This is a genomic window from Variovorax sp. DAIF25 (assembly GCF_050711835.1).
In the GTDB taxonomy this organism is placed as follows: Bacteria; Pseudomonadota; Gammaproteobacteria; order Burkholderiales; family Burkholderiaceae_C; genus Variovorax.
Window position 1 is genome coordinate 478,527 of the sequence record NZ_CP136637.1, and the last position, 22,234, is coordinate 500,760.

Below are 22,234 nucleotides of genomic sequence, written 5' to 3' on the forward strand. Positions count from 1 at the left end.
ACGCCGCGGCGGGCCGCTTATTCCATGAGATGGGACTTTTCTTTTGCGCGGGTCCGCGGCCTCATGGCACCGCTGTCGAAATCCATAATCCGGCCATCGCCAATTCGCCAGGGGGAGGGCTCATGTCATCCATGCGAAACATCCGCATGCTCGCGCGCTACACGGCCTGGGCCAACACGCGCCTCTACGAGACGCTCTCGTCCATGCCGGATGCGGAGGAGGTCTTCGCCAGGCGCAGCGGCTCCGGCAGCATGGCCAGCATCCTGGGCCATGCCTACGTCGTGGACCTGATATGGAAGGGCCACCTCGAAGCTCTGCCGCATGGGTTCGCCTCGCGCACGATGCAGCAGGCGATGAACCTGCCGACGCTGCGGGACGCGCAGGCGACCAGCGACCGCTGGTATGTCGACTATTCGGACGGCCTGTCGGAAAGCGGGCACGACGAACCGGTTCGCTTCCAGTTCGTGGACGGTGGGGCCGGCTGCATGACGCGCGGCGACATGCTGCTGCACGTGGTCAACCACAAGACCTACCACCGGGGGTACGTGGCCGACCTGCTGTACCAGAGGGGCGCGCGGCCGCCCGTGATGGATCTGCCGGTCTACCTGCGCGACATGAACGCCTGAGCCGACGCATCGGCGGGCCGCATCAGCCCGATGGCCTCGCGCGCCAGCGCGTCGATCGAATCGGTCAGCACGATGTCGAACTCGCCGCGCCGCGCCGCCGGAACGGCCAGCGGCAGCTCGGTGCAGCCGAGCACCACCGCGCGCGCGCCTTGCCGCGCCAGCGCGCGAATGCCTTCGGCCGCGGGCGCGAAAGCCGCGTCGATGCGGTTGGCCTTCACGGCCGCGATCGCGGGCACGCACAGGCGCTGCACCTCCTCGGGCGACGGCTCGATGGGCTCGTAGCCCGCGGCACGCAGGTGGCGCTGGTACAGGCCCATCGCGATGGTCGCGGGCGTGCCCAGGATGCCGACCTTGCCCTCGGTCACGCCCTGGCGGCGCAGGTCCGCCACCACAGCCTCGACGATGTGCAGCAGCCGCGTCGGGCTCGCGGCCTGCAGTTCGTCGAACCACAGGTGGGCGGTGTTGCAGGGAATGGCGATGCAGTCGGCGCCGCCGGCCACCAGCGTGTCGATGCCGCGCAGCATGCCGGGCAGCGGGCTCGGCCCCTGGCCGAGGAAGGCCGAGGAGCGGTCGGGAATGGCGGGGTCGTTGCACAGCAGCACGGGGATGTGCTGCTGGTCGTTGTCGGCCGGCGTGAGCTGCACCATGCGCAGCGCGAAGGCGGCGCCGGCCAGCGGGCCCATGCCGCCGAGCACGCCCAGCCGCTGCGGTGGGCTCGTCACGTGGCGGCTCCGTCGCGCCAGGCCCGCGCGAGCCGGGCCGAGAGTTCGGCCGCCGCCTCGCAGGGGTCGATCACGGGCACGCCCACCGCGGCCTCGAGCGGGGCGCGCAGCTCGGCCATGCCGGCGCAGCCGAGCAGCACGACGTCGGCGCCGTCCTCGTCGACCAGCAGGCGCGCCGCCGCGATCATCGGCGCCAGCGCATGGGCGGCATCGCCCGACAGGTGCACCGGCAGGTCGAGCGGCCGTTCGGCCACCACGCGCTCGCGCACGCCCAGTGCCTCCCAGTAGCGCAGGTGGCGCGGGATGGCGGCGCTCGCGATGGCGATCACGCCCACGCGTTCGCCGCGCGCCATGGCGGCGCGCATGCCGGCCTCGCCCAGGCCGACGACCGGGCGCTCGCTGCGCGTGCGCGCCACGGCGATGCCGGGGTCGCTGAAGCAGGCCAGCACGAAGGCATCGGCCTCGGCGGCATGCGCGGCCACGTCGTCGGCCGCGAGGCGCGCGCCCTGCTCGAAGTCGTCCTGCGTGACGATGCCCGGCGGGCCCTCGTGCGCCGTGACGCAATCGAAGTCGCATTGCGCGGGCGGCACGGTGGCGCGAAAGGCGCGTGCCACGGCCTCGGTCACCGAGACGCTGCTGTTCGGGTTCAGCACGCGCACGCGCGGCGGATTGGCGGTGGTGTTCATGCCTTGTCCTCCCCGAGGCCGATCAGCGCCTTCAGCACACGGCCATGCGGGCGCTGCACGGGCGCCACCGGTGCGCGGCGCCTGAGGTCCGGCGCGCCGCGGCGCAGGTACTGGCCGCTGCCGCGCTCGGCGTGCAGCGCGCCGTCCTCGATCACCACGCGGCCGCGGCTCACGACCACCTCGGGCCAGCCCTGGATGGTCCGGCCCTCGTAGGGCGTGTAGCCGGCGTTGTCGTGCAGCATGGCGGCGCTGATGGTGGTCTCGCGTTCGGCGTTCCACACCGCGATGTCGGCGTCGGCACCCAGCGCGATCGCGCCCTTGCGCGGTGCCAGGCCGTAGAGCCGGGCATGGTTGGTGGCGGTGAGCGCCACGAACTGGTGGATGTCGATGCGCCCCTTGAGGAAGCCTTCGCTGAACAGCAGCGGCAGGCGCAGCTCGATGCCGGGCACGCCGTTGGCCATTTCCTTGAAGGTGGTGGCATCGCCCTTGGGCAGCTTGCCGGTCTCGTCGAAGCGGTAGGGCGCGTGGTCCGACGAGTAGGTGGCGAGGGTGCCGTCGATCAGGCCGCGCCAGATGGCTTCCTGCGCATCGGCATCGCGCGCGGGCGGCGAGCAGCAGAACATCGCTCCTTCCAGGCCCGGCCGGTCCATGTCGGCCGCCGTCAGGAACAGGTACTGCGGGCAGCTCTCGGCCAGCACGTTGGCGCCCAGGGTCTGGGCCTGGCGGATCACCTCCACGGTGTCGCCGCCGGCCACGTGCACCAGCAGCAGCGGCACGTCGACCAGCCGTGCCAGCGCGATCGCGCGGTAAGCGGCCTCGGTCTCGGCCAGCGGGTCGTGCGCCACGCCGTGGAACTTCGGCGCGGTGTGGCCGCGGTCGATCAGGCGCTGCGCGATCCAGCGGATCATGTCGTTGTTCTCGGCATGCACCATCACCAGCGCGCCCTCGGCCCGCGCCAGCGCGAGCACCTCGAGCAACTGGTAGTCCTTGAGCTTCATGCGGTCGTAGGTCATGTAGACCTTGAGCGAGGTGATGCCGTCGCGGATGGCCGCGGGCAGGTCGGTCGAGAGCGTGGCGTCGTCGGGATTCGCGAGGATCAGGTGGAAGCCGTAGTCGATCACCGCCTTCTCGGCCGCGCGCTGGCTGTAGTCGGCCAGCACCTCGGGCACCGACATCTCGCGGTGCTGGGCCGCGAAGGGCAGGATGGTGGTGGTGCCGCCGAAGGCGGCCGACACGGTGGCCGAGTAGAAATCGTCGGCGCACATCATGCCCATGCCCGAGCGCTGCTCGACGTGGCAGTGGCTGTCGATGCCGCCCGGCAGCACCCAGCGGCCGGTGGCGTCGACGTCGCGGCGGCCCGGCGGCAGCGAGCCGCCGATGGCGGCGATGCGCCCGTCGCGCACGCCGAGGTCGCCCTCGACCACGCGGCCGTCGGTGACGATGCGTCCGCCACGGATCGTGAGGTCGAAGGGTTCTTCGCCGATCAGCGAAGCGATGGTGGTGTCCATGAGGGGTTCCGTGCGCGCGTTCAGACCAGCGGCTCGCCCGCGCCCGTGCGCTCGACGATCAGGCGGTAGTGCTCGGGGCGGCGGTGCTTGGCGAAGTTGAACACGTGCTGGCGGAAGTATTCGCCCAGCGACATGTCGGCCTTCACGCAGATCACCTCGTCCTCTTCCGTGAGCGAGCGCGCCACGATCTCGCCCGTGGGCGCGACGATGGCCGAGCTGCCGATCATGTGGTGGCCGTCCTCCGAGCCGCACTTGGCGGCCGCCGCCACCCAGATGCCGTTCTGGTAGGCATTGGCCTGCAGCGACACCAGGTGCGTGGTGGTGCGCAGGTGCACCGGCTCGTTCCAGTGGATGTTGAGCGAGGGCGTGTTGTAGCCCAGCACCACCACCTCCGCGCTCTGCAGCGCCATCACGCGGTAGGTCTCGGGCCAGCGCCGGTCGTTGCACAGGCACATGCCGAAGCGCGTGCCCATCGTGTCGAAGACGCGGAAGCCCAGGTCGCCGACCTCGAAGAACTTCTTCTCCAGGTGCTGGAACGGTGCCTCGGGCTTGTGCTCGGAATGGCCGGGCAGGTGGATCTTGCGGTACTTGCCGACGATGGCGCCCGCGCGGTCCACGATGATCGCGGTGTTGTAGCGCGTGCCCTCGGGCGTGCGCTCGGCATAGCCGAGGTAGAAGCCCACGCCGAGCGCCTTCGCCTCGTCGAACAGCGGCTGCACCTGCGCATTGGGCATGGCCGGCTCGAAGAAGCGGGCCTCGGCCTCGGCCTCGTCCATCCAGTAGCGCGGAAAGAAGGTGGTGAGCGCGAGCTCGGGGAACACGACCATCTCGGCACCGCGGCCCTTGGCGTCGCGCATCAGCTCGACCATGCGGCGCACGACCGCCTCGCGGGTGTCCGCCAGATGTACCGGGCCCATCTGGGCGACGGCCAGGCCCAGGGTACGTTTGCTTGTCATCATTGCTTCCTCAATCAGCGTTGGTGGTTGTAGTGGTCAGGCGCCTCAGGCGGCCTTGGGATTCGGGCGGCGCTGGCGTTTCTCCAGCCGCCCCAGCAGCACGACCAGCGGCCACAGCAGCGCGAGATAGATCAGCGCGGCCAGCACGATGGGCGTGGGGTTGTAGAGCATCGATTGCGCGGAGCGCGCGGCATACAGCATCTCGGGCACCGACACCACGCTGGCGATGGTGGTGAGCTTCACCACCTCGATCATGTTGCTCACGAGGTCGGGGAACACGTTGCGCACCGCCTGCGGGATCTCCACGAACAGCAGGCTGGCCGGGCGGCCCATGCCGGTGGACAGCGCGGCCTCGCGCTGGCCCCGCGGCACCGACTCCAGGCCCGCGCGCAGGATCTCGCCGAAGTAGCTCGAGTTGTTGAGCATGAAGCCCAGCGCCACGCAGGCCATGGGCGAGAGCTCCATGCCGAGGTAGGGCAGGCCGGTGTAGAGGAAGATCAGCAGCACCAGCGGCGGGAAGGCGCGGAAGAAGTCGATGTAGACCACGAGCAGCGCGCGCACCAGCCGGTTGCGGATCACGAAGCCGGCCAGCGCCAGCACCATGCCGGCCACCAGCCCGAGCGGGATCACCCAGGCCGACAGCAGCAGCGTGTTGAGCAGGCCCTGCAGGATGTAGGGACCGACCTCGCGCACCACGCCGAGGTTGAAGAAGTACTGGAGGATGAGTTCCATGGAGGGCTCCGTTCGGCGGCGTCAGTGGCGGCCCGCGCCGTGGCGCCGCTCGATGTAGCGCCCGGCGACCACCACGGGCAGGAAGATCACGAGGTAGCCCAGCGCGCCCATCATCAGCGGCGTGGGATTGCCCGCGAAGCTGGTGGCCGAGGTGGCCTGGTTCAGGATCTCGTTGAGCGCGGCCACCGAGCCGTAGGCCGTGCCCTTGGTGATGGCGATCACGCGGTTGGTCAGCGGCGCCACCATCAGCCGGCACGACTGCGGCAGCAGCACGTGCACCATGGCCTGCGTGTGGCTCAGGCCGGTGGAGCGCGCGGCCTCCATCACGCCGCGCGGCTGCGACTCGATGCCGGCCCAGAACACCTCCTCGGAGAAGGCCGCGAGCACCAGCGTCAGGGCCAGCCAGGTCGAGGCGAAGGCGCCGAGCGACAGGCCCAGGAAGGGCAGCGCGTAATAGAACAGGATGATCAGCACCAGCGGCGGCAGCGCGCGCAGGATGTCGACCAGCGTGGACACCAGCAGCGGCAGCCCGCGCACCGGCAGGCTGCGCAGGTAGGCCAGCACGATGCCCAGCGCCAGGCCGGCGGCGATCACGGCGAGGCCCAGCTCGATCGTCACGCGCGCGCCGTCCAGCACCTGGGGCAGGTAGCGTGCGGCGATGTCGCCGTTGAAGAAGGTGAAGACGAGCTTGTCGAACTGCATGCGGCGCTTCCGGTCGGTCGCTCAGAGCGCGCGGCTGCCGATGCTGGCGATGAAGGCCGCGGTGCGCGCATGCACCGGCGCCTCGAACACCTGCGCGGGCGAGCCCTGCTCGACGATCGCGCCGCCGTCCATGAACACCACGCGGTCGGAGGCCGCCTTGGCGAAGCCCATCTCGTGCGTCACCACCACCATGGTCATGCCGTCGGCGCGCAGCTCGCGCATCACCTGCAGCACGCCGCCGACCATCTCGGGGTCGAGCGCGCTGGTCGGCTCGTCGAACAGCACCAGCGCGGGCTTCAGCGCGATCGAGCGCGCGATGCCCACGCGCTGCTGCTGGCCGCCCGACAGCTGGGTCGGACGCACGCGCGCCTTGTGCTCCATGCCGACGCGCGCGAGCGCCTCCATGGCGCTGTGCTCGGCGGCGTCGCGCGCCATCTTCTTGACCTTGCGCAGCGCCAGCGTCACGTTGCCCAGCACGTCGAGGTGCGGGTAGAGGTTGAAGGCCTGGAACACCATGCCCACGCGTTCGCGCAGCCGGTTCAGGTTGGCGCCGCGCGCATAGATGTCGTGGCCTTCCACGCGCACCTCGCCGCGACTCGCGTCCTCCATGCGGTTGCAGCAGCGCAGCAGCGTGCTCTTGCCCGAGCCCGAGGGGCCGATCACCGAGACCAGCTCGCCTGCCTGCACGTCGAGGTCGATGCCGTTGAGCACGGGAACGCTGCCAAAGGATTTGTGCAGGTTGCGGACTTGCAGGAGCGGGGAAGACGTCACGGCGATGCTCGGCTGATGGGGGACGGGGTGGACGGGGAGGGCAGGGGCGCGCTTACTTGCAGACCGGCTTGGCGCTCGTGGCCTCGTAGCCGAACAGGCCCGGGATGCCGTGGCCGGCCGGCGAGACCACCGTGGCCGAGTCGGCCGCGGGCTCGGCGCCGAACCACTTCGTGTGCAGCTTCTGCAGCGAGCCATCGAGCTTCATGCACTTGAGCACGTTGCTCACCTGGTCGCGCCCGGCCTTGTCGTCGATGCGGAACGGAATGGCCCAGACCGAGCCGGTCTTGATGACGAAGGTGGTCTTGATCGCCGGCGCGCTCTTCACGGCCCAGGCCGAGGGCGTGACGCCCGCGAGGTTGGCGTCGCCGCGGCCCGAGATCACGGCCTGCACCGCGTCGGCGTTGGTGCCGTAGACGGCGATCTCGTAGCCGTACTGCGCCTGGTTGTTGCGCGCCCATTCCTCGGGGCCCGAGCCCTTGTTCACGGCGATGGTCTTGCCCTTGAGGTCTTCGAGGCGCTGGATGTCGTTGCGATCCTTCTTCACGACCAGCGTGAAGTTGTTTTCGAGGTAGCCCTCGGTGAACAGCACCGACTTCGCACGCTCGGGCGACACCGTGGTCGGCGCCATCAGGAAGTCGAACTTGCCCGCGTTGAGCGCCGGGATCAGCGCCGAGTACTGCGCGCCCTCGATCTCGATGCGGCGGCCCAGGCGCTTGGCGATCTCTTCTCCGAGCTCGACGTTGAAGCCCTGGTAGCCGCCGCTGAGCTTGGGAAAGGCATGCGGCGGGAAGTTGGGATCGACGCCGGTGCGCAGCGGCGCGGGCTGGGCGGCGGCGGTGCCGGCGGCACCCGCGATGAGGGCGAAGGCCAGCGGCGCCAGCAGGGACTTGAGGTGACGGAACATGGGCTTTTCTCCAGAAAAATTCGCGGCCAAAACGGCGGGGTTCGCGGGGAGCGAACTGCACCGCGGTGGTGTGCGGTGGCGATGCGACGAATTATTTCGAGCGAGAAAAGCGGCGTCGATTGATGCTTTGTGCGGCGTCCTTACGCGCTGGTTAACACCTGGCCCCGGGCTGGTGCGCCATGTTTTGGCGTGCCTATATGCGGTGCGAAGCGCATGCTATTGGGGCATTCCCTGGCTTCGAGCGCCAGGCCCGACGACAGCGACCGTCAGTCTTCCTGCGCTTGCGGCGCGGCGAGCCCGCGCTGCATCAGCACGCTGCGCAGGGTGCGCACGAAGGCTTCGGCGGCCGGCGAGAGCGGGTCGGTGCGCAGGTGCACGAGGTGCGCGACCAGCGGCTCGATGCCCTCCACCGGCAGGATGCGAAAGCGCGCGTCGGGCCAGGCCTGCAGCGAGAACTCGTCGACCAGCGCGATGCCCGCGCCCAGGTGCGTGAGCGCGCAGGCGTTCTGCGGCGAGCCCACCTCGAGCATGGTGCGCGGGGCCTCGTCGAGCGACGCGAAGAAGTGGCGCACCAGTTCGCCGAAGGGCGTGCCGCGCGGGTACGACATCAGGTCGTAGGGCAGCAGGTCCTGCGCGCCGACCGCGTTGCGCGCGGCCAGCGGATGCGTGTGCGGGCAGATGCACACGATGCGGCAGCGCGCGACCGGCATCGTGATGAGGTTCGGATGGTCCACCGCCTCGAGCGAGATGCCGAGGTCGAAGTGCCGGCTCAGCAGGCGCTCGCGCAGCAGGTCCTGGTTGAGGCACTTGAAATGCACGCGCGTCTCGGGGTTGGCCTGGTGGTAGTGCGCGATCGCCATCGGCACCAGCATGTGGCCGATGCCCGGGCTCGACACCACGCTGATCAGGCCCGAGCGGCGCGCCATGAGCTCGTGCGAGAGGTCGCTGATGCGCTGCACGCCCTGGTAGACGTCCTCGACCTCGTGGTAGAGGCGCCGCGCCTCGGCCGTGGGCGACAGCCGGCCCTTGATGCGCATGAAGAGCGGAAAGTTGAGCTGGGTCTCGGTGTGCGAGAGCACCCGGCTCACGGCGGGAACGGACACATGCAGCAGGCGGGCGGCATCGCTCACGGAGCCGGTGGCCATGATGGCCCGGAACACTTCGATTTGACGCAGATTCATGGCGCGCAACTTTAGCGCTACATCGCGCCGGCCACCGGGACCGCGCCGCGCGCGCCTATTCCTGCAGCGCCGCCTGCGTGTGCTCGATGTGCTTCTCGAGCAGTTCCACCGCCAACGGGATGTTCTTGGCGATGCAGGCCTTGAGGATCTGCGAATGCTCGGACTGCGAGGACTTGCGCCCCACCTTGTGCGACTGCAGAGCGCGCAGGTGGCGCGCGATGCCGCGCACGCTCTCCTCGATCATCTTGAGCAGCTTGTCGCGCCCGCAGGGGCGGTAGAGCGTCAGGTGGAATTCGAGGTTGAGGTCGGCCCATTCCTGCGGCGATTCGCTGCCGTCGTAGCGCGCGATGATCTCGCGCGCGGCGCGGTGGTGCGCGGGACGCAGGTGCGGGATCGCGAGCTTGAGCGCGCGGGTCTCGAGCGCGATGCGGATGTCGAGCGCCTCGACCAGGTCCTTGATCGACTGCGACGCCACGGTCGAGCCCGCATGGGCACGGTGCTCGATCAGGCCCTCGGCCTCCAGCCGCTTGAGGGCCTCGCGCACGGGGATGCGGCTGACGCCGAAGCGCTCGGCCAGCGCCTGCTGCTTGAGCTGCACGCCGATCCCCAGTTCGCCGCTCAGGATCAGTTGCCGCAAGGATTCCGTGACGGAATCGGCCGAGAGGATCTGCTCGCCGGTCGGTGCCTGGGCCACCATTCGAACTCCCTTGTTGTCGTCGCCATGAACTGCGGGGGATTCTACGGAAGATCCCATTTCGGATCCCTTGGGCGAGGGTGCCCGGGACATCCTGTATAGCCGGCGGCGGCCGCAGCGGTTAAAACCTAGATCCTGGATTGGATCCAATCTGGAACGCTTCTTGCTCGCCGTTTTCCCCGAAGTTCGAGGGTGGCCTCCAAGGCGCCGAATGTGTGCTTTGCGCCCCACATTGGATCCAATCCTGAATTCAATCATGGAGCCATTTGTAGGTATTTCCCCTTGATTTGCCCTCGTGCCCGTTGCGGTGGAAGCGAATGGCTGCCTAACATCTGTACCTGTCTATACATCAGTAGACAAAGCCCAATCATCTTTCTGGAGAGTTCATGTCCGAGTCGAGTTATCTGAGCGGCGCCTGCGTTTGGTCGGGTGCCGAGATGGGCCAAAACCATCGGTGGGTCAAACAGTTTCCCGCCGTCGTTCTGGATCAAATCGATACTGCGTTGCAAAAGACCGAGGGCCTCGACTGGCGCAGGATCGACCGCCAGAACTTCCCGCTGCCCGATGCCAAGGCCTTCTTCGACGAGGTGCGCGAGGAGCTCGAGAACGGCTCGGGCATGGTCAAGATCCGCGGCCTCGAGGTCGGGCGCTACCAGCAGGAACAGCTGCGCCGGATCTGGTACGCGCTGGGGGCGCACCTGGGCACGCCGATGTACCAGAACTACCGCGGCGAGGTGATGCGCGAGATCAAGGACGAGGGGATGGGCGTCGGCGCCAAGCTCTACGGCGCGACCGTCGACGAGCACGGCAAGCAGTTCCTGTCCTCGGGCGCGCGCACGCTGTCGCCGGGACAGCTGCGCTTCCACACCGACCGCTGCGACGTGGTCGGGCTGCTGTGCGTGCGCCAGGCCTCCGAGGGCGGCGTCAGCAAGCTCGCGAGCAGCGCCACCGTCTACAACCGCATCCTCGAGCGCCGGCCCGACCTGCATGCGCTGCTGTGCAGGCCGATTCCGCGCAGCCGCTTCGGCGAGGAAGCCGGTGGCGAGCACGTGGCCTACGACCTGCCGATCTTCGGCGTGCGCGACGGCAAGCTCACGAGCCATTTCTCGCTGACCTACATCGAGAACGCGCAGATGCTGCCCGACGTGCGCAAGCTCGGCGAGGCCGAGCACGAAGCCATCCAGCTTTTGATGGCGGTGGCCGAGGAGGAATGCTTCGAGATGCGCTTCGCGCCCGGCGACATCCAGCTGCTCAACAACCACGTGATCTACCACGGCCGCACGGCCTTCAAGGACAACGTGCAGACCGGCGAGGACCGCATGCTCATGCGGCTGTGGCTGTCGGTGCCCAATTCGCGCGCGCTGCCGCCCGACCATGCGGTGCTGTGGGGCGATGTCGGTTCGGGCAAGCCGCACGGCGGCATCGCGCAGCCCGCGGCGGCGCTGCCGGTCTGAAGCGGCACCGCGCCGCGCCCCGATGCCCGAGCGGGCCCGGGCTCTCGGTCTTTCTCTTCGCTGCAGGGCTCCTTCGCCAAGGAGTGCTGCCTTCTGCAACCTGCATGAGTTCTCGAGAGGTTTCTATGAATCGATGGATGCGATGGCTGGCCGTGGCGTTCCTGGTCTGCACGGCCGGCGCGGCTTCGGCGCAGGACTGGCCGAGCCGGCCGATCCGCTTCGTCGTGCCCTGGCCGCCCGGCGGACTCAACGACACCATCGCCCGCGCGTTCAACGACCGCGTCGGGCAGGCGCTGGGGCAGCCGGTGGTGCTGGACTTCAAGCCCGGTGCCGCGGGCCGCATCGGCGTGTCGGACGTGGCGCGCTCGGCGCCCGACGGCTACACCGTCGGCATGGGCAACCTCGGGCCGCTGACGATCCATCCGGTGCTCTACAAGCAGATGCCCTACGACGTGAAGAAGGACCTGCTGCCGATCGCGATGTTCGCCGCCTCGCCGCTGGTGCTGGTGGTGCCGGTCACTTCGCAGTTCAAGTCGGCGCGCGAGCTGGTCGAGGCGGCGCGTGCGAAGCCCGGCGCCTACAACTTCGCCTCGGTGGGACTCGGCAGCCCCGCGCACCTGACCTTCGAGCTGGTGAACGCCAAGGCCGGCATCCAGATCGTCCACGTGCCCTACAAGGGCACCAACGAGGCCCTGCCGGCGGTCATCGCGGGCGACGTGCACGCCACCTTCGACACGCTGTCGAGCCTGCAGCCCTTCATCAAGGCCGGCAAGCTGCGGCCGCTGGCCGTCACCACGGCCGAGCGCGTCGCGCAGTTCCCCGAGGTGCCGACGCTCAAGGAGCTCGGCCTGCTCGATGATCCGGTGCTGTCCTGGTATGCGCTGATCGCGCCGGCGCGCACGCCCGCCGCGATCGTCGCGAAGCTGTACAAGGCCTATGGCGATGCCGCGCAAACGCCGGAGATCCAGAAGCTGCTGGCCGCGCAGGGCCTGATCTACCTGCCGATGTCCTCGGCCGAGTTCCAGGCCGGCATCGACAAGGAGACCGCCCGCTGGGGCCGGATCATTCAAGACCACCGCATCGAAGTCACGCCCTGAACACCAAGCATCTCGCAACCCGGACCGCCTTTTCCCCTCGATTCCAACCAACCCAACGGAGCCCCGACATGACATCCCCCCAGCGCCAGCGAACCACCTCCCACGCCAGGCCGATCGCCTCGGCACTCGCGGCCCTCCTCGTGAGCGCCGCCTCGTTCGCGGCTTCCGCGGCGCCGGACTACGGCAAGTGCGAAGTCACGGGCCAGCGCGGCTCGGTGAAGCTCGAGACCGTGGTGCCGGGCGCGCTGTCCGTGCGGCCCGTGCTGCCCTCGCCGGGCTGGTGGAACGGCGACTCGATCGACACCATCAAGGACGGCTTCGAGTACTGCATGGCCGCCAACATGGCCTACCGCGCCGGCCTCGACAAGGTGGTGGTGGTGAACCGCTCGTTCGCGCAGATCCTCACCGGCCAGGCGCAGGGCTTCGACATCGCGCTGAGCCAGATCACCATCACCGACGAGCGCAAGAAGGTGGTGAACTTCACCGAGCCCTACTTCAGCTCGGACCAGGGCATCCTCGTGAAGGCCGGCGTCAAGGTCGACAAGGAGAGCATCAAGAAGCTGCGCCTCGGCGTGAAGCAGGGCACGACCATCCTTGGCTACCTCGCCGACAACGTCAAGCCGGTGGAACAGCCCAAGGTCTTCGCCGAGGCGGCCGCGATGTACGCGGCGCTGGCGGCCGGCCAGGTCGATGCCGTGCTCTACGACACCCCCAACCTGCTGGCGCGCGCCAAGCAGTCGAACGGCCTGTTCGAGGTGGTCGGCCGCTACGACACGGGCGAGCGCTGGGGCGGCCTGGTCAACAAGGACTCGCAGAACATGGCGACCTTCAACAAGCTGATCGACGAGATGAAGCGCGACGGCACCTTCGCGCGCCTGGCGAACCAGTACCTGACGCCCAGCCTCGGCGCCGATCCCACCAAAGTGCCCGTCTTCAATCCCTGAGACCGAGATCCGACCATGAACAGTGCAACGCAGCAGTCCGCCGGCCTGCCTTCGCCCGTCGCGGGGCAGGAGCGCCGCCTGAACATCGGAGGCATGCCGAAGGTGCCGCTGATGCTCTTCCTCTTCGCGCTGGCGGGCGTGATCCTGGTCGTCGCGGCCAGCTGGTACACCCTGCAGTCCCTGCGCGAGGCCCTGCGGGGCAGCGCCTGGGACGGCTGGTGGATCACGGCCGGGGCCGGGGTCCTGGCGCTCGCGTCGCTGGCCGTGGTCCGGCCGCTGTGGCGCGCCTTCCAGCGCTGCCGCGGCGTGCGCGCGGCGGCGAGCCGCATGGACATCGTGGCGGCGCGCATCGAGCGCTCCGACGCCTGCGTGCAGAGCTGGATCGCGCTCGGCCACACGCTGGCGCAGTTCCTCGTGGTGCTGGGCTTCCAGTTCCTGCTGGCCAACAACCAGGCGGTCGCCAAGACCTTCTTCCTGGTGCCGCTGATCGTGAAGACCTTCCCGCTGGTCCTCGATGCGTTCTGGGTCAACGTGAAGATCTTCCTGATCGCCGAGGTGCTGGTGCTGGTCTGGGGGCTGATCGTGGCGCTCGCCATGTTCGCGCCCGGGGCCGCCGGCAAGCCGCTGCGCTTCATCGCCACGGCCTACGTCGACGTGTTCCGCTCGATCCCCGCGGTGCTGGTGATCTACCTGGTCGGCTTCGGCCTGCCGTTGACGGGCGTGCCCATCCTCAAGGACCTGTCGCTCACGACCTACGTGGTGATCGCGCTGACCCTGACGGTCGGTGCCTACGTGGCCGAGATCTACCGCGCGGGCATCCAGAGCGTGCACTGGAGCCAGACGGCCGCTTCGCGGTCGCTGGGACTGTCGCACATGCAGACGCTGCGCTTCGTGGTCGTGCCCCAGGGCGTGCGCCAGATCATTCCGCCGCTGCTCAATGCCTTCATCGCGCTGCAGAAGGACACCGCGCTGGTCAACGTGGTCGGGGTGGTCGACTCCTTCAACCAATCGATGATCGTGGCCTCCAACTACTACAACCTGTCGGCCGCGACCACCGTCGCGCTGCTCTTCATCGTCATCTCCATCCCGCAGACGCGCTTCGTGGAGCGCATGGCCCGCCGCGATCGCGCCCGCATGCGCGCTGGCAACGCATAAACCGAGTCCCCACACATGTCCTTCATCGAGATCAGGGAAATTTCGAAGTCCTACGGCGAGCTGCCGGTGCTCAACCGGCTGGCGATGGCGGTCGAGGAGCACCAGGTGGTGAGCCTGATCGGCCCCTCGGGCTCCGGCAAGTCGACGCTGCTGCGCTGCATCAACGGCCTGGAGCCCATCGACGCCGGCGAGATCCGCGTGCACGGCGACCGCATCACCGGGCCGGGCGTCGACGTCAACTCGCTGCGGCGCGACATCGGCATCGTGTTCCAGGGCTACAACCTGTTCCCGCACATGACCGTGCTGCAGAACGTGACGCTGGCGCCGATCCAGGTGCTCAAGCAGTCGAGGGAGGAGGCCGAGGACCGCGCGATGGCGCTGCTCAAGCGCTTCAGCCTCGCGCACAAGGCCAAGGAATACCCCGACCGCATGTCGGGCGGCCAGCAGCAGCGCGTGGCGATCGTGCGCGCGCTGGCCATGGACCCGATGGTGCTGCTGCTCGACGAGATCACCTCGGCGCTCGATCCCGAGCTGGTGTCGGAAGTGCTCAACATCGTGCGCGACCTCGCCAACGAAGGCATGACCATGCTGCTGGCCACGCACGAGATGGGCTTCGCGCGCGAGGTCTCGTCCAAGGTCTGCTTCCTGTGCGACGGCGTCGTCTGCGAGGAGGGACCGCCCGAGCAGATCTTCGGCGAGCCACGACAGGACCGGACCCGTTCGTTCCTGCGCAGCATCCGAGAGGCGAAGCGCATCTAGATGAGCGATCGTGGCGCTCGCCGGGCGCAGCCCGCCGAAGACGCGGCCGCCGAGGGCGGCCGTGGCATGCTTGCTGGAATGACGACGACCCTGCACGAGCGAATCAAGGCCCATGTGACGCAGGGCATCCTCGACGGCACCTGGCAGCCGGGCCAGCGGCTGCCGTCCGAGCTGGAGCTGGTCACGCAGTTCGGCGTCTCGCGCATGACCGTCAACAAGGCGCTGCGCGAGCTCGCGAACGCGGGCCGGATCGTGCGCGTGGCAGGGGTCGGCACCTTCGTGGCGGAGAAGAAGCCGCAGTCCACCCTGCTGCAGATCGCCAACATCGCGAGCGAGATCCGGGCCCGCGGCCACGAGCACCGGTGGCGCGGCCTGTCGCGCGAGCGCGTGGCGGCCGCGCCCGACATCGCGGCCTGGCTCAACATGCTGCCGGGGCAGTCGATCTTCCGGCTGCAGAGCGTGCACCTCGAGAACGGCGTGCCGGTGCAGCTCGAGGACCGCTACGTCAACCCGAAGATGGCGCCGGCCTTCCTCGACCAGGACTTCTCGGACATCACGCCGGGCGAATACCTGCTCTCGCTGGTGCAGGCCGATCTGGTCGAGCATGTGGTCGATGCCGTCATGCCGACGGCGGAGCAGGCGCGCATCCTCGAGATGAAGCCCACCGAGCCCTGCCTGCAGCTGACGCGGCGCACCTGGCTGCGCGAGGTGCCCGTGACCTGGGTGCGCTGCCTGAACCCGGCCTCGCGCTACAGCCTGGGCAGCCGGTTCCGGCCCTCGCCCTGAACCGCGCCGGGCCGGAACGCATCATGCGACTCGACGAACAGGTGCAGGCATGGCTCACCCGCACGCCCGGGCTGATCGAGACCCTGTTCGACCGGCTGCCCGACGTGCTGTTCTACGTCAAGGACCAGCAGGGCCGCTACCTCTGGGCCAACCAGACGCTGATCGACCGCGCCGGCCTGCAGGACGGCGAGAGCGTGGTGGGCAAGACCGCGGACCAGCTGTTCCCGGCCAGCGGCCTCAGCACGGTGGCGCAGGACCTCGAGGTCATCGACAGCGGCCGGCCGATGCGCGAGCTGCTGCGCATGTACCAGACCTGGCGCGGCGACCGCTACTGGTGCCTGAGCTCCAAGTTCCCGCTGCTCGATGCCGACGGCCGCATCGTCGGCCTGGCCGGGCTGTCGCGCGACCTGCCGCGCCCCAACGAACGCCATCACAGCTACCGGCGGCTGCGGCGCTTCCTGGATTTCATCGACGCCGGACTCGACGGACCGGTGCTGATCGCCGAGGCTGCCGCCCATGCCTCGGTGTCGATGGACACGCTGGCGCGCCTGGTGCTCGAGGTCTTCCACGTGACGCCCAAGCAGCTGTTGATGAAGAAGCGCATCGACAAGGCCTGCCAGCTGCTCGAGGAGACGCCGGCCTCGATCACGGAGGTTTCGGCCGCCTGCGGCTATGCCGACCACAGCGCCTTCTCGCGCCAGTTCAAGGTGGCGACGAACATGACGCCGGCGCAGTACCGCGCCTCGCGCCGCGACTATGCAGAAAACCGCAACCCGGTGCGCCGTACGTTCTAGCTGCGCCTGAGCCCGGCGCTCAGAATTCGCGGCATGAACTGCCTGATCGTTTATGCCCATCCCGAACCCGCATCGTTCAACGGCGCACTGAAGGACGCCGCGGTGCGCGAGCTCGAGCGCATGGGCCATTCGGTGGTCGTCAGCGATCTCTACCGCATGGGCTGGAACCCGGCGCTGGGCCCCGGCGATTTCGAGGGCGGGCGCACGAACGCCGACTACCTCGATCTTTCGAAGGAACAGGAGCATGCCTTCGCGGCCGACACGCAGCACCCCGCGGTGGCGGCCGAGCAGGCCAGGCTGGCGGCCGCCGACTTCGTGCTGCTGCAGTTCCCGCTGTGGTGGTTCTCGATGCCCGCCATCCTCAAGGGCTGGGTCGACCGCGTGCTGAGCCGCGGCTTCGCCTACTCGGCGGGGCGCAAGTACGAGACCGGGCATTTCAGGGGCAAGCGCGCGATGCTCAGCATCACGACGGGCACGGCCTCCACGCTCTACGAGCCGAACGGCATCGACGGCGATCTCCATCATGTGCTCTGGCCGATCCACAACGGCATCCTGGCCTATACGGGCTTCACGGTGCTGCCGCCCTTCGCCGCCTGGATGCCCGCGCGGCTGTCGCCGCAGGAGCGGCAGGCCTGCCTCGATGCCCATGCCGAGCGCCTGCGCGGCATCGAGCACATCGAGCCGCTGTTCTTCCATCCCTGGAGCGACTACGACGAATCGCAGCGGCTCAAGCCGGGCGTGGTTGCGCGCTCGGGCGTGCAGTGGAATCCGCGCGCCGGGCAGAGCTTCGAGGCCTCGGCATCGGCCTTCGCGGCGTCGTTCGGCGCTTGACCGTCCTGTGCAGGAAACCCGCATGTCTTCCACCCATTCACCCCGCGTCGTCATCGTCGGCGGCGCCATCATCGGCAGCTTCTGCGCCTGGTCGCTGCGCCAGGCCGGCTTCGCAGGACCGATCACCGTGGTCGAGAAGGACGCCTCGTACCAGTTCTCGTCGACGGCGCTGTCCGCGGCCTCGATACGCACCCAGTTCGGCACGGCCGCGAACATCCGGATGAGCCTGTACGGCGCCCAGATGTTTCGCGACATCAAGGCCGTGTTCGGCGACCAGGCCGACATCGGCTACCGCGAGCGCGGCTACCTGATCCTCGGCGGCCACGACCAGGTCACGCAGCGCCTGGAAGCCGTGCGGATGCAGCGCAGCCATGGCGCCGACATCCGGGTGCTCGACCCCGGCGAGCTGGCCGCGCGCTATCCGGGCGTGGACTTCGGCGACGTGGGCATCGGAACGCTGGGCGTGCAGCACGAAGGCTGGTTCGATGCCTGGAGCCTGCTCTCGGAGGTGCGCCGCGCGGCGCGGCGGCTGGGCGTGGACTACGTGGAGGCGACGGCCAGCGGCTTCCGTACCGACGGCATGCGCGTGAGCGGGGTCGAGCTGTCGAACGGCGAAGTGCTGGCCTGCGACTTCTGCGTGCTGGCCGCGGGCGCGCTGTCGGGCCGCCTGGCCGCCTTGCTCGACATCGCGCTGCCGGTGGTGCCGAAGAAGCGCACCGTGTTCTCGTTCAAGACGCCGTTCAAGGCGAGCGAGCTGCCGATGCTGTTCGACTCGAGCGGCATCTGGGTCCGGCCCGAAGGGGAGGGCTTCATCGGCGGCATCCAGCCCCCGGCCGAGATCGACGGGGATGCCGACGGCGACTTCGAGCCGCACCACGACCTGATGGAGTCGCTGTTCTGGCCCCTGCTCGCCAAGCGCATTCCGGCCATGGAGGAACTGCGCCTGCAACGCGCCTGGGCCGGGCACTACGAGGTCAACACGCTCGACCACAACGGCGTCGTCGGCCCGCACGACGAGCTCGGCAACCTGATCTTCGCGACCGGCTTCTCGGGCCATGGCGTGATGCACGCGCCGGCGGTCGGCCGCGGCGTGGCCGAGCTGATCACGACGGGCGCGTTCCGCAGCATCGACATGAGTCCCCTGGGCTGGGCGCGCATCCGCAGCGCCACGCCCTTGTTCGAATCCATCGTTTACTGAAAAGGAGATCGCCATGAGACTGGCAGGCAAGGTGGCAGTGGTGACGGGTGCCGCGCGCGGCATCGGGCGCGCGACGGCGGAGCGGCTTCTGGCCGAGGGCGCGAAGGTGGTCGTGTCGGACATCGATGCGCAGACCCTCGAGAAGACGGCCGCCGAGATCGGCCCGGCGGCCAACGTCTTCGCGGTGCGCGCCGATGTCTCGAAGAAGAGCGAGGTGGTCGGCCTGGTCGAGGCGGCGGTCCGGCATTTCGGCACCCTCGACATCATGGTGAACAACGCCGGCATCGCGCCGGTGGTGGAGTTCCTCGATGTCACCGAGGAGATGCTCGACCGGGTGCTCGACGTCAATCTTAAGGGCGCCTTCTACGGCACCCAGGCGGCGGGCCGCGAGATGGTCGCGCGCGGCAAGGGCGGCGTGATCATCAACATGTCCTCGATCAACTCGGGGCTGGCCAATCCCAATGTCGCGCCGTACGCGATCTCCAAGGGCGGCATGAACCAGGTGACCTCGACCGCCGCGGTGGCCTTCGCGCCGCACGGCATCCGCGTGGTCGGCGTCGGGCCCGGGACCATCATGACCGACATGGTGGCCGGCGCCTTCGTGCAAAGCGCGGGCAACCATGCCATCCTCTCGCGCACGCCGCTGGGCCGCTATGGCCAGCCCTCCGAGATCGCCTCGGTCGTCGCCTTCCTGGCGAGCGACGATGCCTCCTACATCACGGGCGAGACCATGTACGTGGACGGCGGCCGGCGCGTGCTGAACTACGTGGTCCCGGTCAAGGGCTGAGCGATGACGCATCCCTTCGCCAAGCTCCACCACCTCTGCATCGTGGTGCACGACATCGACCGGACGCAGGCCTACTACGAGTCGATCGGCATCGGCCCCTGGACCGAATACCCGCCGCTGGCCGAGTACGAGGAGCTCGAGGCGCCCAGCAAGCCCGGCTTCCTCGCGCTCAAATACCGCGTGTGCAACCTGCCGACCGTGCAGCTCCAGCTGTGCCAGCCCGGCGACGAGCCGACGCCGCAGCGGCTGCACCTGGACAGCAAGGGCGAGGGCGTGTTCCACGTCGGCTTCGAGGTGCCGGATGCCGATGCCGCGCAGGCGCAGGCCACGGCACTGGGCCTGCCGGTGCTGATGCGCGGGCGCCGCGCGAACCGCACGGGCTTCACCTACTACGACAGCGCCGAGGGCGCGGGCGTCACGCTGCTCACGCGGGCGACCCACCATCCGGGCAAATAGCAGCGAGGAGCGGGCCATGCGGATCGATCTGAATTCCGACCTGGGCGAGGGCTACGGCCCGTGGACGATGGGCGACGACGCGCGGATCCTCGACTGCGTGACCAGCGCCAACATCGCCTGCGGCGGCCATGCCGGCGATGCGGAAACCATGTACCGCACCCTGCGTCTGGCGGCGGAGCGCGGCGTGAATGTCGGCGCCCATCCGGGCTACAACGACCGCGAGGGCTTCGGACGGCGCGTGATCCCGATGCCGCCCGCCGAGATCGGCCGCATGGTCGCGGCGCAGGTCGGCGCGCTCGCGGCGATGGCCCGGCTCGCGGGCACCGAGGTGCGCTACGTCAAGCCGCATGGCGCGCTCGGCAATCTCGCGGCCGCGGACATGGGCGTGGCCCAGGCCATCGTCGCCGCGCTCGAGAAGGTCGACCCCGCGCTCGCGGTCCTCGCCATCTCGGGCACCTGCCTCGAGCAGGCCGCGCGCGCACAGGGGCTGCGCGCCTTCTCCGAGATCTTCGCCGACCGCGCCTACCTGCCCACTGGCCAGCTGGTGCCGCGCGGACAGCCGGGCGCGGTGCTGCACGATGCCGAAGAGGCCGCGGACCGGCTGATCGGCTTCGTGCGAACCGGAAGGATGCCGGTGCAGGGCGCGGCGCCGATCGCGTTGAAGGCCGACTCGGTCTGCGTCCATGGCGACAACGCCGAATCGGTCGAGATGGCGCGGCACATCCGCAAGCGGCTGGCGGCCGAAGGGATCGTGCTGGCCTCGTTCCTCGACCAGCCGTAGGGGCACCGATGCCGAACCCCGAATGGCCGCGCTACACGCCGGTCGCGGACCACTCGCTGCTGGTGTCCTTCGGCGACGCGATCGCCGACCCGGCCAGCGCCGCGGTGCTCGCGCTCGACCGGGCCCTGGCCCATGCGCCGCCCGAGGGCCTGCTCGAATGCATCCCGGCCTTCGTCAGCCTGCTGGTCGTCTTCGATCCCCTGGTCACCGATCACGCGCGGATCCGGGAGGCGGCCGAGACGCTGCAGCGCGATCCGCCGGCCGGCCTGCCGGCGGGAGAAGCGCGCGAGGTCGAGGTCTGCTATGACGACGACTTCGCGCCCGACCTCGAAGCGGTGGCACGGGCTTGTGGCCTGGGCATCGACGCGGTGATCGACCTCCACTTGCAGGGCGACTACCGGGTGCGCATGTACGGCTTCGCGCCGGGCTATGCCTACATGTCGGGCGTGCCGCCGGAAATCCAGGTGCCGCGCAAGCCCTCGGCCCTGCGCGACATCGCCGCGGGCAGCGTGCTGATCGCGGGACCGCAATGCCTCGTCACCACGCTGCGGATGCCCACGGGCTGGTCGATCGTCGGCCGCTCGCCCACGCGCATCCTGACGCGCGACGACAGCGCGCCCTTTCTCTTCGGCGTGGGCGACCGCGTGCGCTTCAAGCGCATCGACCGCGCGCAGTACGAAGCAAGGCTGGAGAACGAAAGCCATGGCTGAAGCCAGGCTGCGCGTGCGCGCCTGCGGCCCGCTGGTCACGTACCAGGACGGCGGCCGACCGGGCATGCTGCGCTTCGGCGTGCCCGCCTCGGGCCCGATGGACCGATTGGCGCATGCCGCGGCCCATGTCGCGCTCGGAAACCCGGCGGATGCCACCGCGATCGAGATCTCGCTGGGCGGGCTGGAGCTGCTGTGCGAGGCGGGCGAGGTGAGCTGCGGCATCGCCGGTGGCGAGTTCCAGGTCCGCCATTCGGGCGCGGCGACGGGTTCGTGGTGCGTGCGAACGCTGCGCGCGGGCGACACGCTGTCGATCCGCCCGGGCCGCTGGGGCAGTTGGGCCTATCTGGCCTTCAGCGGCGAGCCCGTGTGCGGGCATTGGGCCGGGCACAGCGCCACGCACTCGGCCTCGGGCCTCGGCGGCGGCAGCCTGGTGCCCGGTGCCGAGATCGTGCTGCGCGACACGCGGGTCGTGCACGAGCGCGAGGGAGACCGCATGGCGCCCGCGCTGGCCGGTCCGCGCCCGCTCGTGCGCGTCGTGCTGGGGCCGCAGACCGACAGCTTCGAGGCCGCGTCCGTCGCCGCTTTCCTCGAAGCGGGCTTCTCCGTCACGCCCGCCCGCGACCGCATGGGCATGCGCCTCGCGGGGCCGGCACTGGCCCTGAAGGATGCCTTGTCCATTCCCTCCGAACCGATCGTGCGCGGCTCGATCCAGGTCGGTGGCGACGGCGTGGCCTCGGTGCTGCTGGCCGACCACCAGACCACGGGCGGCTATCCGAAGATCGCCACCGTCCTGTCCTGCGACCTCGATGGCCTGTCGCAGCTTCGGCCCGGCGACGGGCTGCGCTTCCAGGCCGTGGACCCGGCGGAGGCGATCCGGCTGGTGCGCCTGGAAGCGCCGCCGAGAAGCCGCCTCCTGCAGGAGATGGCCCAGCCGCCGGGCAGCCTGCCGAGCCGCCTGATGGCCGAGAACCTCATCAGCGGAGTCGTGCTGGCATAGCCC

The 22,234-nt window shown here is 69.4% G+C and carries 25 protein-coding genes; 15 read left to right on the forward strand and 10 right to left on the reverse strand.

Annotation, left to right across the window (positions count from 1 at the left end; genetic code table 11):
• Positions 1-122 precede the first annotated feature (122 nt).
• A complete protein-coding gene (locus tag R0232_RS36225; protein ID WP_431514080.1) occupies positions 123-626 on the forward strand; it encodes a DinB family protein in 504 nt (167 codons plus the stop codon).
• Here the strand turns inward: R0232_RS36225 and R0232_RS36230 are convergent.
• The 10 genes from R0232_RS36230 to R0232_RS36275 form a co-directional block, all read right to left on the reverse strand.
• Positions 602-1,309, reverse strand: a complete 708-nt coding sequence (locus R0232_RS36230; protein ID WP_431514641.1) for an aspartate/glutamate racemase family protein — start codon at positions 1,307-1,309, stop codon at positions 602-604. The genes R0232_RS36225 and R0232_RS36230 overlap by 25 nt on opposite strands.
• 35 nt (positions 1,310-1,344) lie before the next feature.
• On the reverse strand, positions 1,345-2,034 hold the full coding sequence (locus tag R0232_RS36235) for an aspartate/glutamate racemase family protein (protein ID WP_431514081.1): 690 nt from the start codon (positions 2,032-2,034) through the stop codon (positions 1,345-1,347).
• Positions 2,031-3,542 carry a dihydropyrimidinase gene (hydA, locus tag R0232_RS36240; protein ID WP_431514082.1) on the reverse strand — a complete coding sequence of 504 codons (1,512 nt, stop codon included), beginning with the start codon at positions 3,540-3,542 and terminating at the stop codon, positions 2,031-2,033. The genes R0232_RS36235 and hydA overlap by 4 nt, the downstream gene beginning before the upstream one ends.
• 20 nt (positions 3,543-3,562) lie before the next feature.
• Positions 3,563-4,498: an N-carbamoyl-D-amino-acid hydrolase gene (locus tag R0232_RS36245; protein ID WP_208507618.1), complete on the reverse strand. Its 936-nt coding sequence runs from the start codon at positions 4,496-4,498 to the stop codon at positions 3,563-3,565.
• A 45-nt stretch (positions 4,499-4,543) separates the two neighbouring features.
• On the reverse strand, positions 4,544-5,230 hold the full coding sequence (locus R0232_RS36250) for an amino acid ABC transporter permease (RefSeq protein WP_431514083.1): 687 nt from the start codon (positions 5,228-5,230) through the stop codon (positions 4,544-4,546).
• A 21-nt stretch (positions 5,231-5,251) separates the two neighbouring features.
• Positions 5,252-5,932 (reverse strand): amino acid ABC transporter permease, encoded by a 681-nt coding sequence (locus R0232_RS36255; protein WP_093349652.1) that lies wholly within the window; start codon positions 5,930-5,932, stop codon positions 5,252-5,254.
• 21 nt (positions 5,933-5,953) lie between these two features.
• The gene (locus R0232_RS36260) at positions 5,954-6,703 is read right to left on the reverse strand and encodes an amino acid ABC transporter ATP-binding protein (protein ID WP_093349649.1); all 750 of its coding nucleotides are present in this window, start codon (positions 6,701-6,703) and stop codon (positions 5,954-5,956) included.
• Positions 6,704-6,755: 52 nt separating this feature from the next.
• The gene (locus R0232_RS36265; RefSeq protein WP_431514084.1) at positions 6,756-7,607 is read right to left on the reverse strand and encodes a transporter substrate-binding domain-containing protein; all 852 of its coding nucleotides are present in this window, start codon (positions 7,605-7,607) and stop codon (positions 6,756-6,758) included.
• Between the two features lie 266 nt (positions 7,608-7,873).
• Positions 7,874-8,788, reverse strand: coding sequence for a LysR family transcriptional regulator (locus R0232_RS36270; RefSeq protein WP_093349644.1), 915 nt, complete (start codon positions 8,786-8,788; stop codon positions 7,874-7,876).
• A 55-nt stretch (positions 8,789-8,843) separates the two neighbouring features.
• Positions 8,844-9,485: a GntR family transcriptional regulator gene (locus R0232_RS36275; protein WP_093349641.1), complete on the reverse strand. Its 642-nt coding sequence runs from the start codon at positions 9,483-9,485 to the stop codon at positions 8,844-8,846.
• A 500-nt stretch (positions 9,486-9,985) separates the two neighbouring features.
• Here R0232_RS36275 and R0232_RS36280 point away from each other — a divergent pair, with 500 nt between their 5' ends.
• From R0232_RS36280 to R0232_RS36345, 14 genes are all read left to right on the forward strand, one after another.
• Complete coding sequence (locus R0232_RS36280) at positions 9,986-10,936, forward strand: TauD/TfdA family dioxygenase (protein ID WP_281077003.1); 951 nt, start codon at positions 9,986-9,988, stop codon at positions 10,934-10,936.
• 137 nt (positions 10,937-11,073) lie between these two features.
• The gene (locus R0232_RS36285; protein WP_431514085.1) at positions 11,074-12,033 is read left to right on the forward strand and encodes a Bug family tripartite tricarboxylate transporter substrate binding protein; all 960 of its coding nucleotides are present in this window, start codon (positions 11,074-11,076) and stop codon (positions 12,031-12,033) included.
• Between the two features lie 68 nt (positions 12,034-12,101).
• Positions 12,102-12,977 (forward strand): ABC transporter substrate-binding protein, encoded by an 876-nt coding sequence (locus tag R0232_RS36290; protein ID WP_431514086.1) that lies wholly within the window; start codon positions 12,102-12,104, stop codon positions 12,975-12,977.
• A 15-nt stretch (positions 12,978-12,992) separates the two neighbouring features.
• On the forward strand, positions 12,993-14,132 hold the full coding sequence (locus R0232_RS36295; protein ID WP_093349631.1) for an amino acid ABC transporter permease: 1,140 nt from the start codon (positions 12,993-12,995) through the stop codon (positions 14,130-14,132).
• 15 nt (positions 14,133-14,147) lie between these two features.
• Entirely contained in the window at positions 14,148-14,891 is a 744-nt protein-coding gene (locus R0232_RS36300) for an amino acid ABC transporter ATP-binding protein (RefSeq protein WP_431514087.1), read from the forward strand.
• Positions 14,892-14,969: 78 nt separating this feature from the next.
• The gene (hutC, locus tag R0232_RS36305; protein WP_281081622.1) at positions 14,970-15,677 is read left to right on the forward strand and encodes a histidine utilization repressor; all 708 of its coding nucleotides are present in this window, start codon (positions 14,970-14,972) and stop codon (positions 15,675-15,677) included.
• Positions 15,678-15,700: 23 nt separating this feature from the next.
• Positions 15,701-16,471 (forward strand): AraC family transcriptional regulator, encoded by a 771-nt coding sequence (locus R0232_RS36310; RefSeq protein ID WP_296794092.1) that lies wholly within the window; start codon positions 15,701-15,703, stop codon positions 16,469-16,471.
• A 33-nt stretch (positions 16,472-16,504) separates the two neighbouring features.
• On the forward strand, positions 16,505-17,302 hold the full coding sequence (locus tag R0232_RS36315) for an NAD(P)H-dependent oxidoreductase (protein ID WP_431514088.1): 798 nt from the start codon (positions 16,505-16,507) through the stop codon (positions 17,300-17,302).
• A gap of 22 nt (positions 17,303-17,324) precedes the next feature.
• Positions 17,325-18,500, forward strand: coding sequence for an NAD(P)/FAD-dependent oxidoreductase (locus tag R0232_RS36320; RefSeq protein ID WP_431514089.1), 1,176 nt, complete (start codon positions 17,325-17,327; stop codon positions 18,498-18,500).
• Between the two features lie 13 nt (positions 18,501-18,513).
• A complete protein-coding gene (locus R0232_RS36325; RefSeq protein ID WP_203207251.1) occupies positions 18,514-19,287 on the forward strand; it encodes an SDR family NAD(P)-dependent oxidoreductase in 774 nt (257 codons plus the stop codon).
• Between the two features lie 3 nt (positions 19,288-19,290).
• Complete coding sequence (locus R0232_RS36330; RefSeq protein WP_093349617.1) at positions 19,291-19,743, forward strand: VOC family protein; 453 nt, start codon at positions 19,291-19,293, stop codon at positions 19,741-19,743.
• 16 nt (positions 19,744-19,759) lie between these two features.
• The gene (locus tag R0232_RS36335; RefSeq protein ID WP_431514090.1) at positions 19,760-20,524 is read left to right on the forward strand and encodes a LamB/YcsF family protein; all 765 of its coding nucleotides are present in this window, start codon (positions 19,760-19,762) and stop codon (positions 20,522-20,524) included.
• 8 nt (positions 20,525-20,532) lie between these two features.
• Positions 20,533-21,234, forward strand: coding sequence for a 5-oxoprolinase subunit B family protein (locus R0232_RS36340; protein ID WP_431514091.1), 702 nt, complete (start codon positions 20,533-20,535; stop codon positions 21,232-21,234).
• Complete coding sequence (locus R0232_RS36345) at positions 21,227-22,231, forward strand: biotin-dependent carboxyltransferase family protein (RefSeq protein ID WP_431514092.1); 1,005 nt, start codon at positions 21,227-21,229, stop codon at positions 22,229-22,231. Before R0232_RS36340 ends, R0232_RS36345 begins: the two co-directional genes overlap by 8 nt.
• Positions 22,232-22,234: the final 3 nt, after the last annotated feature.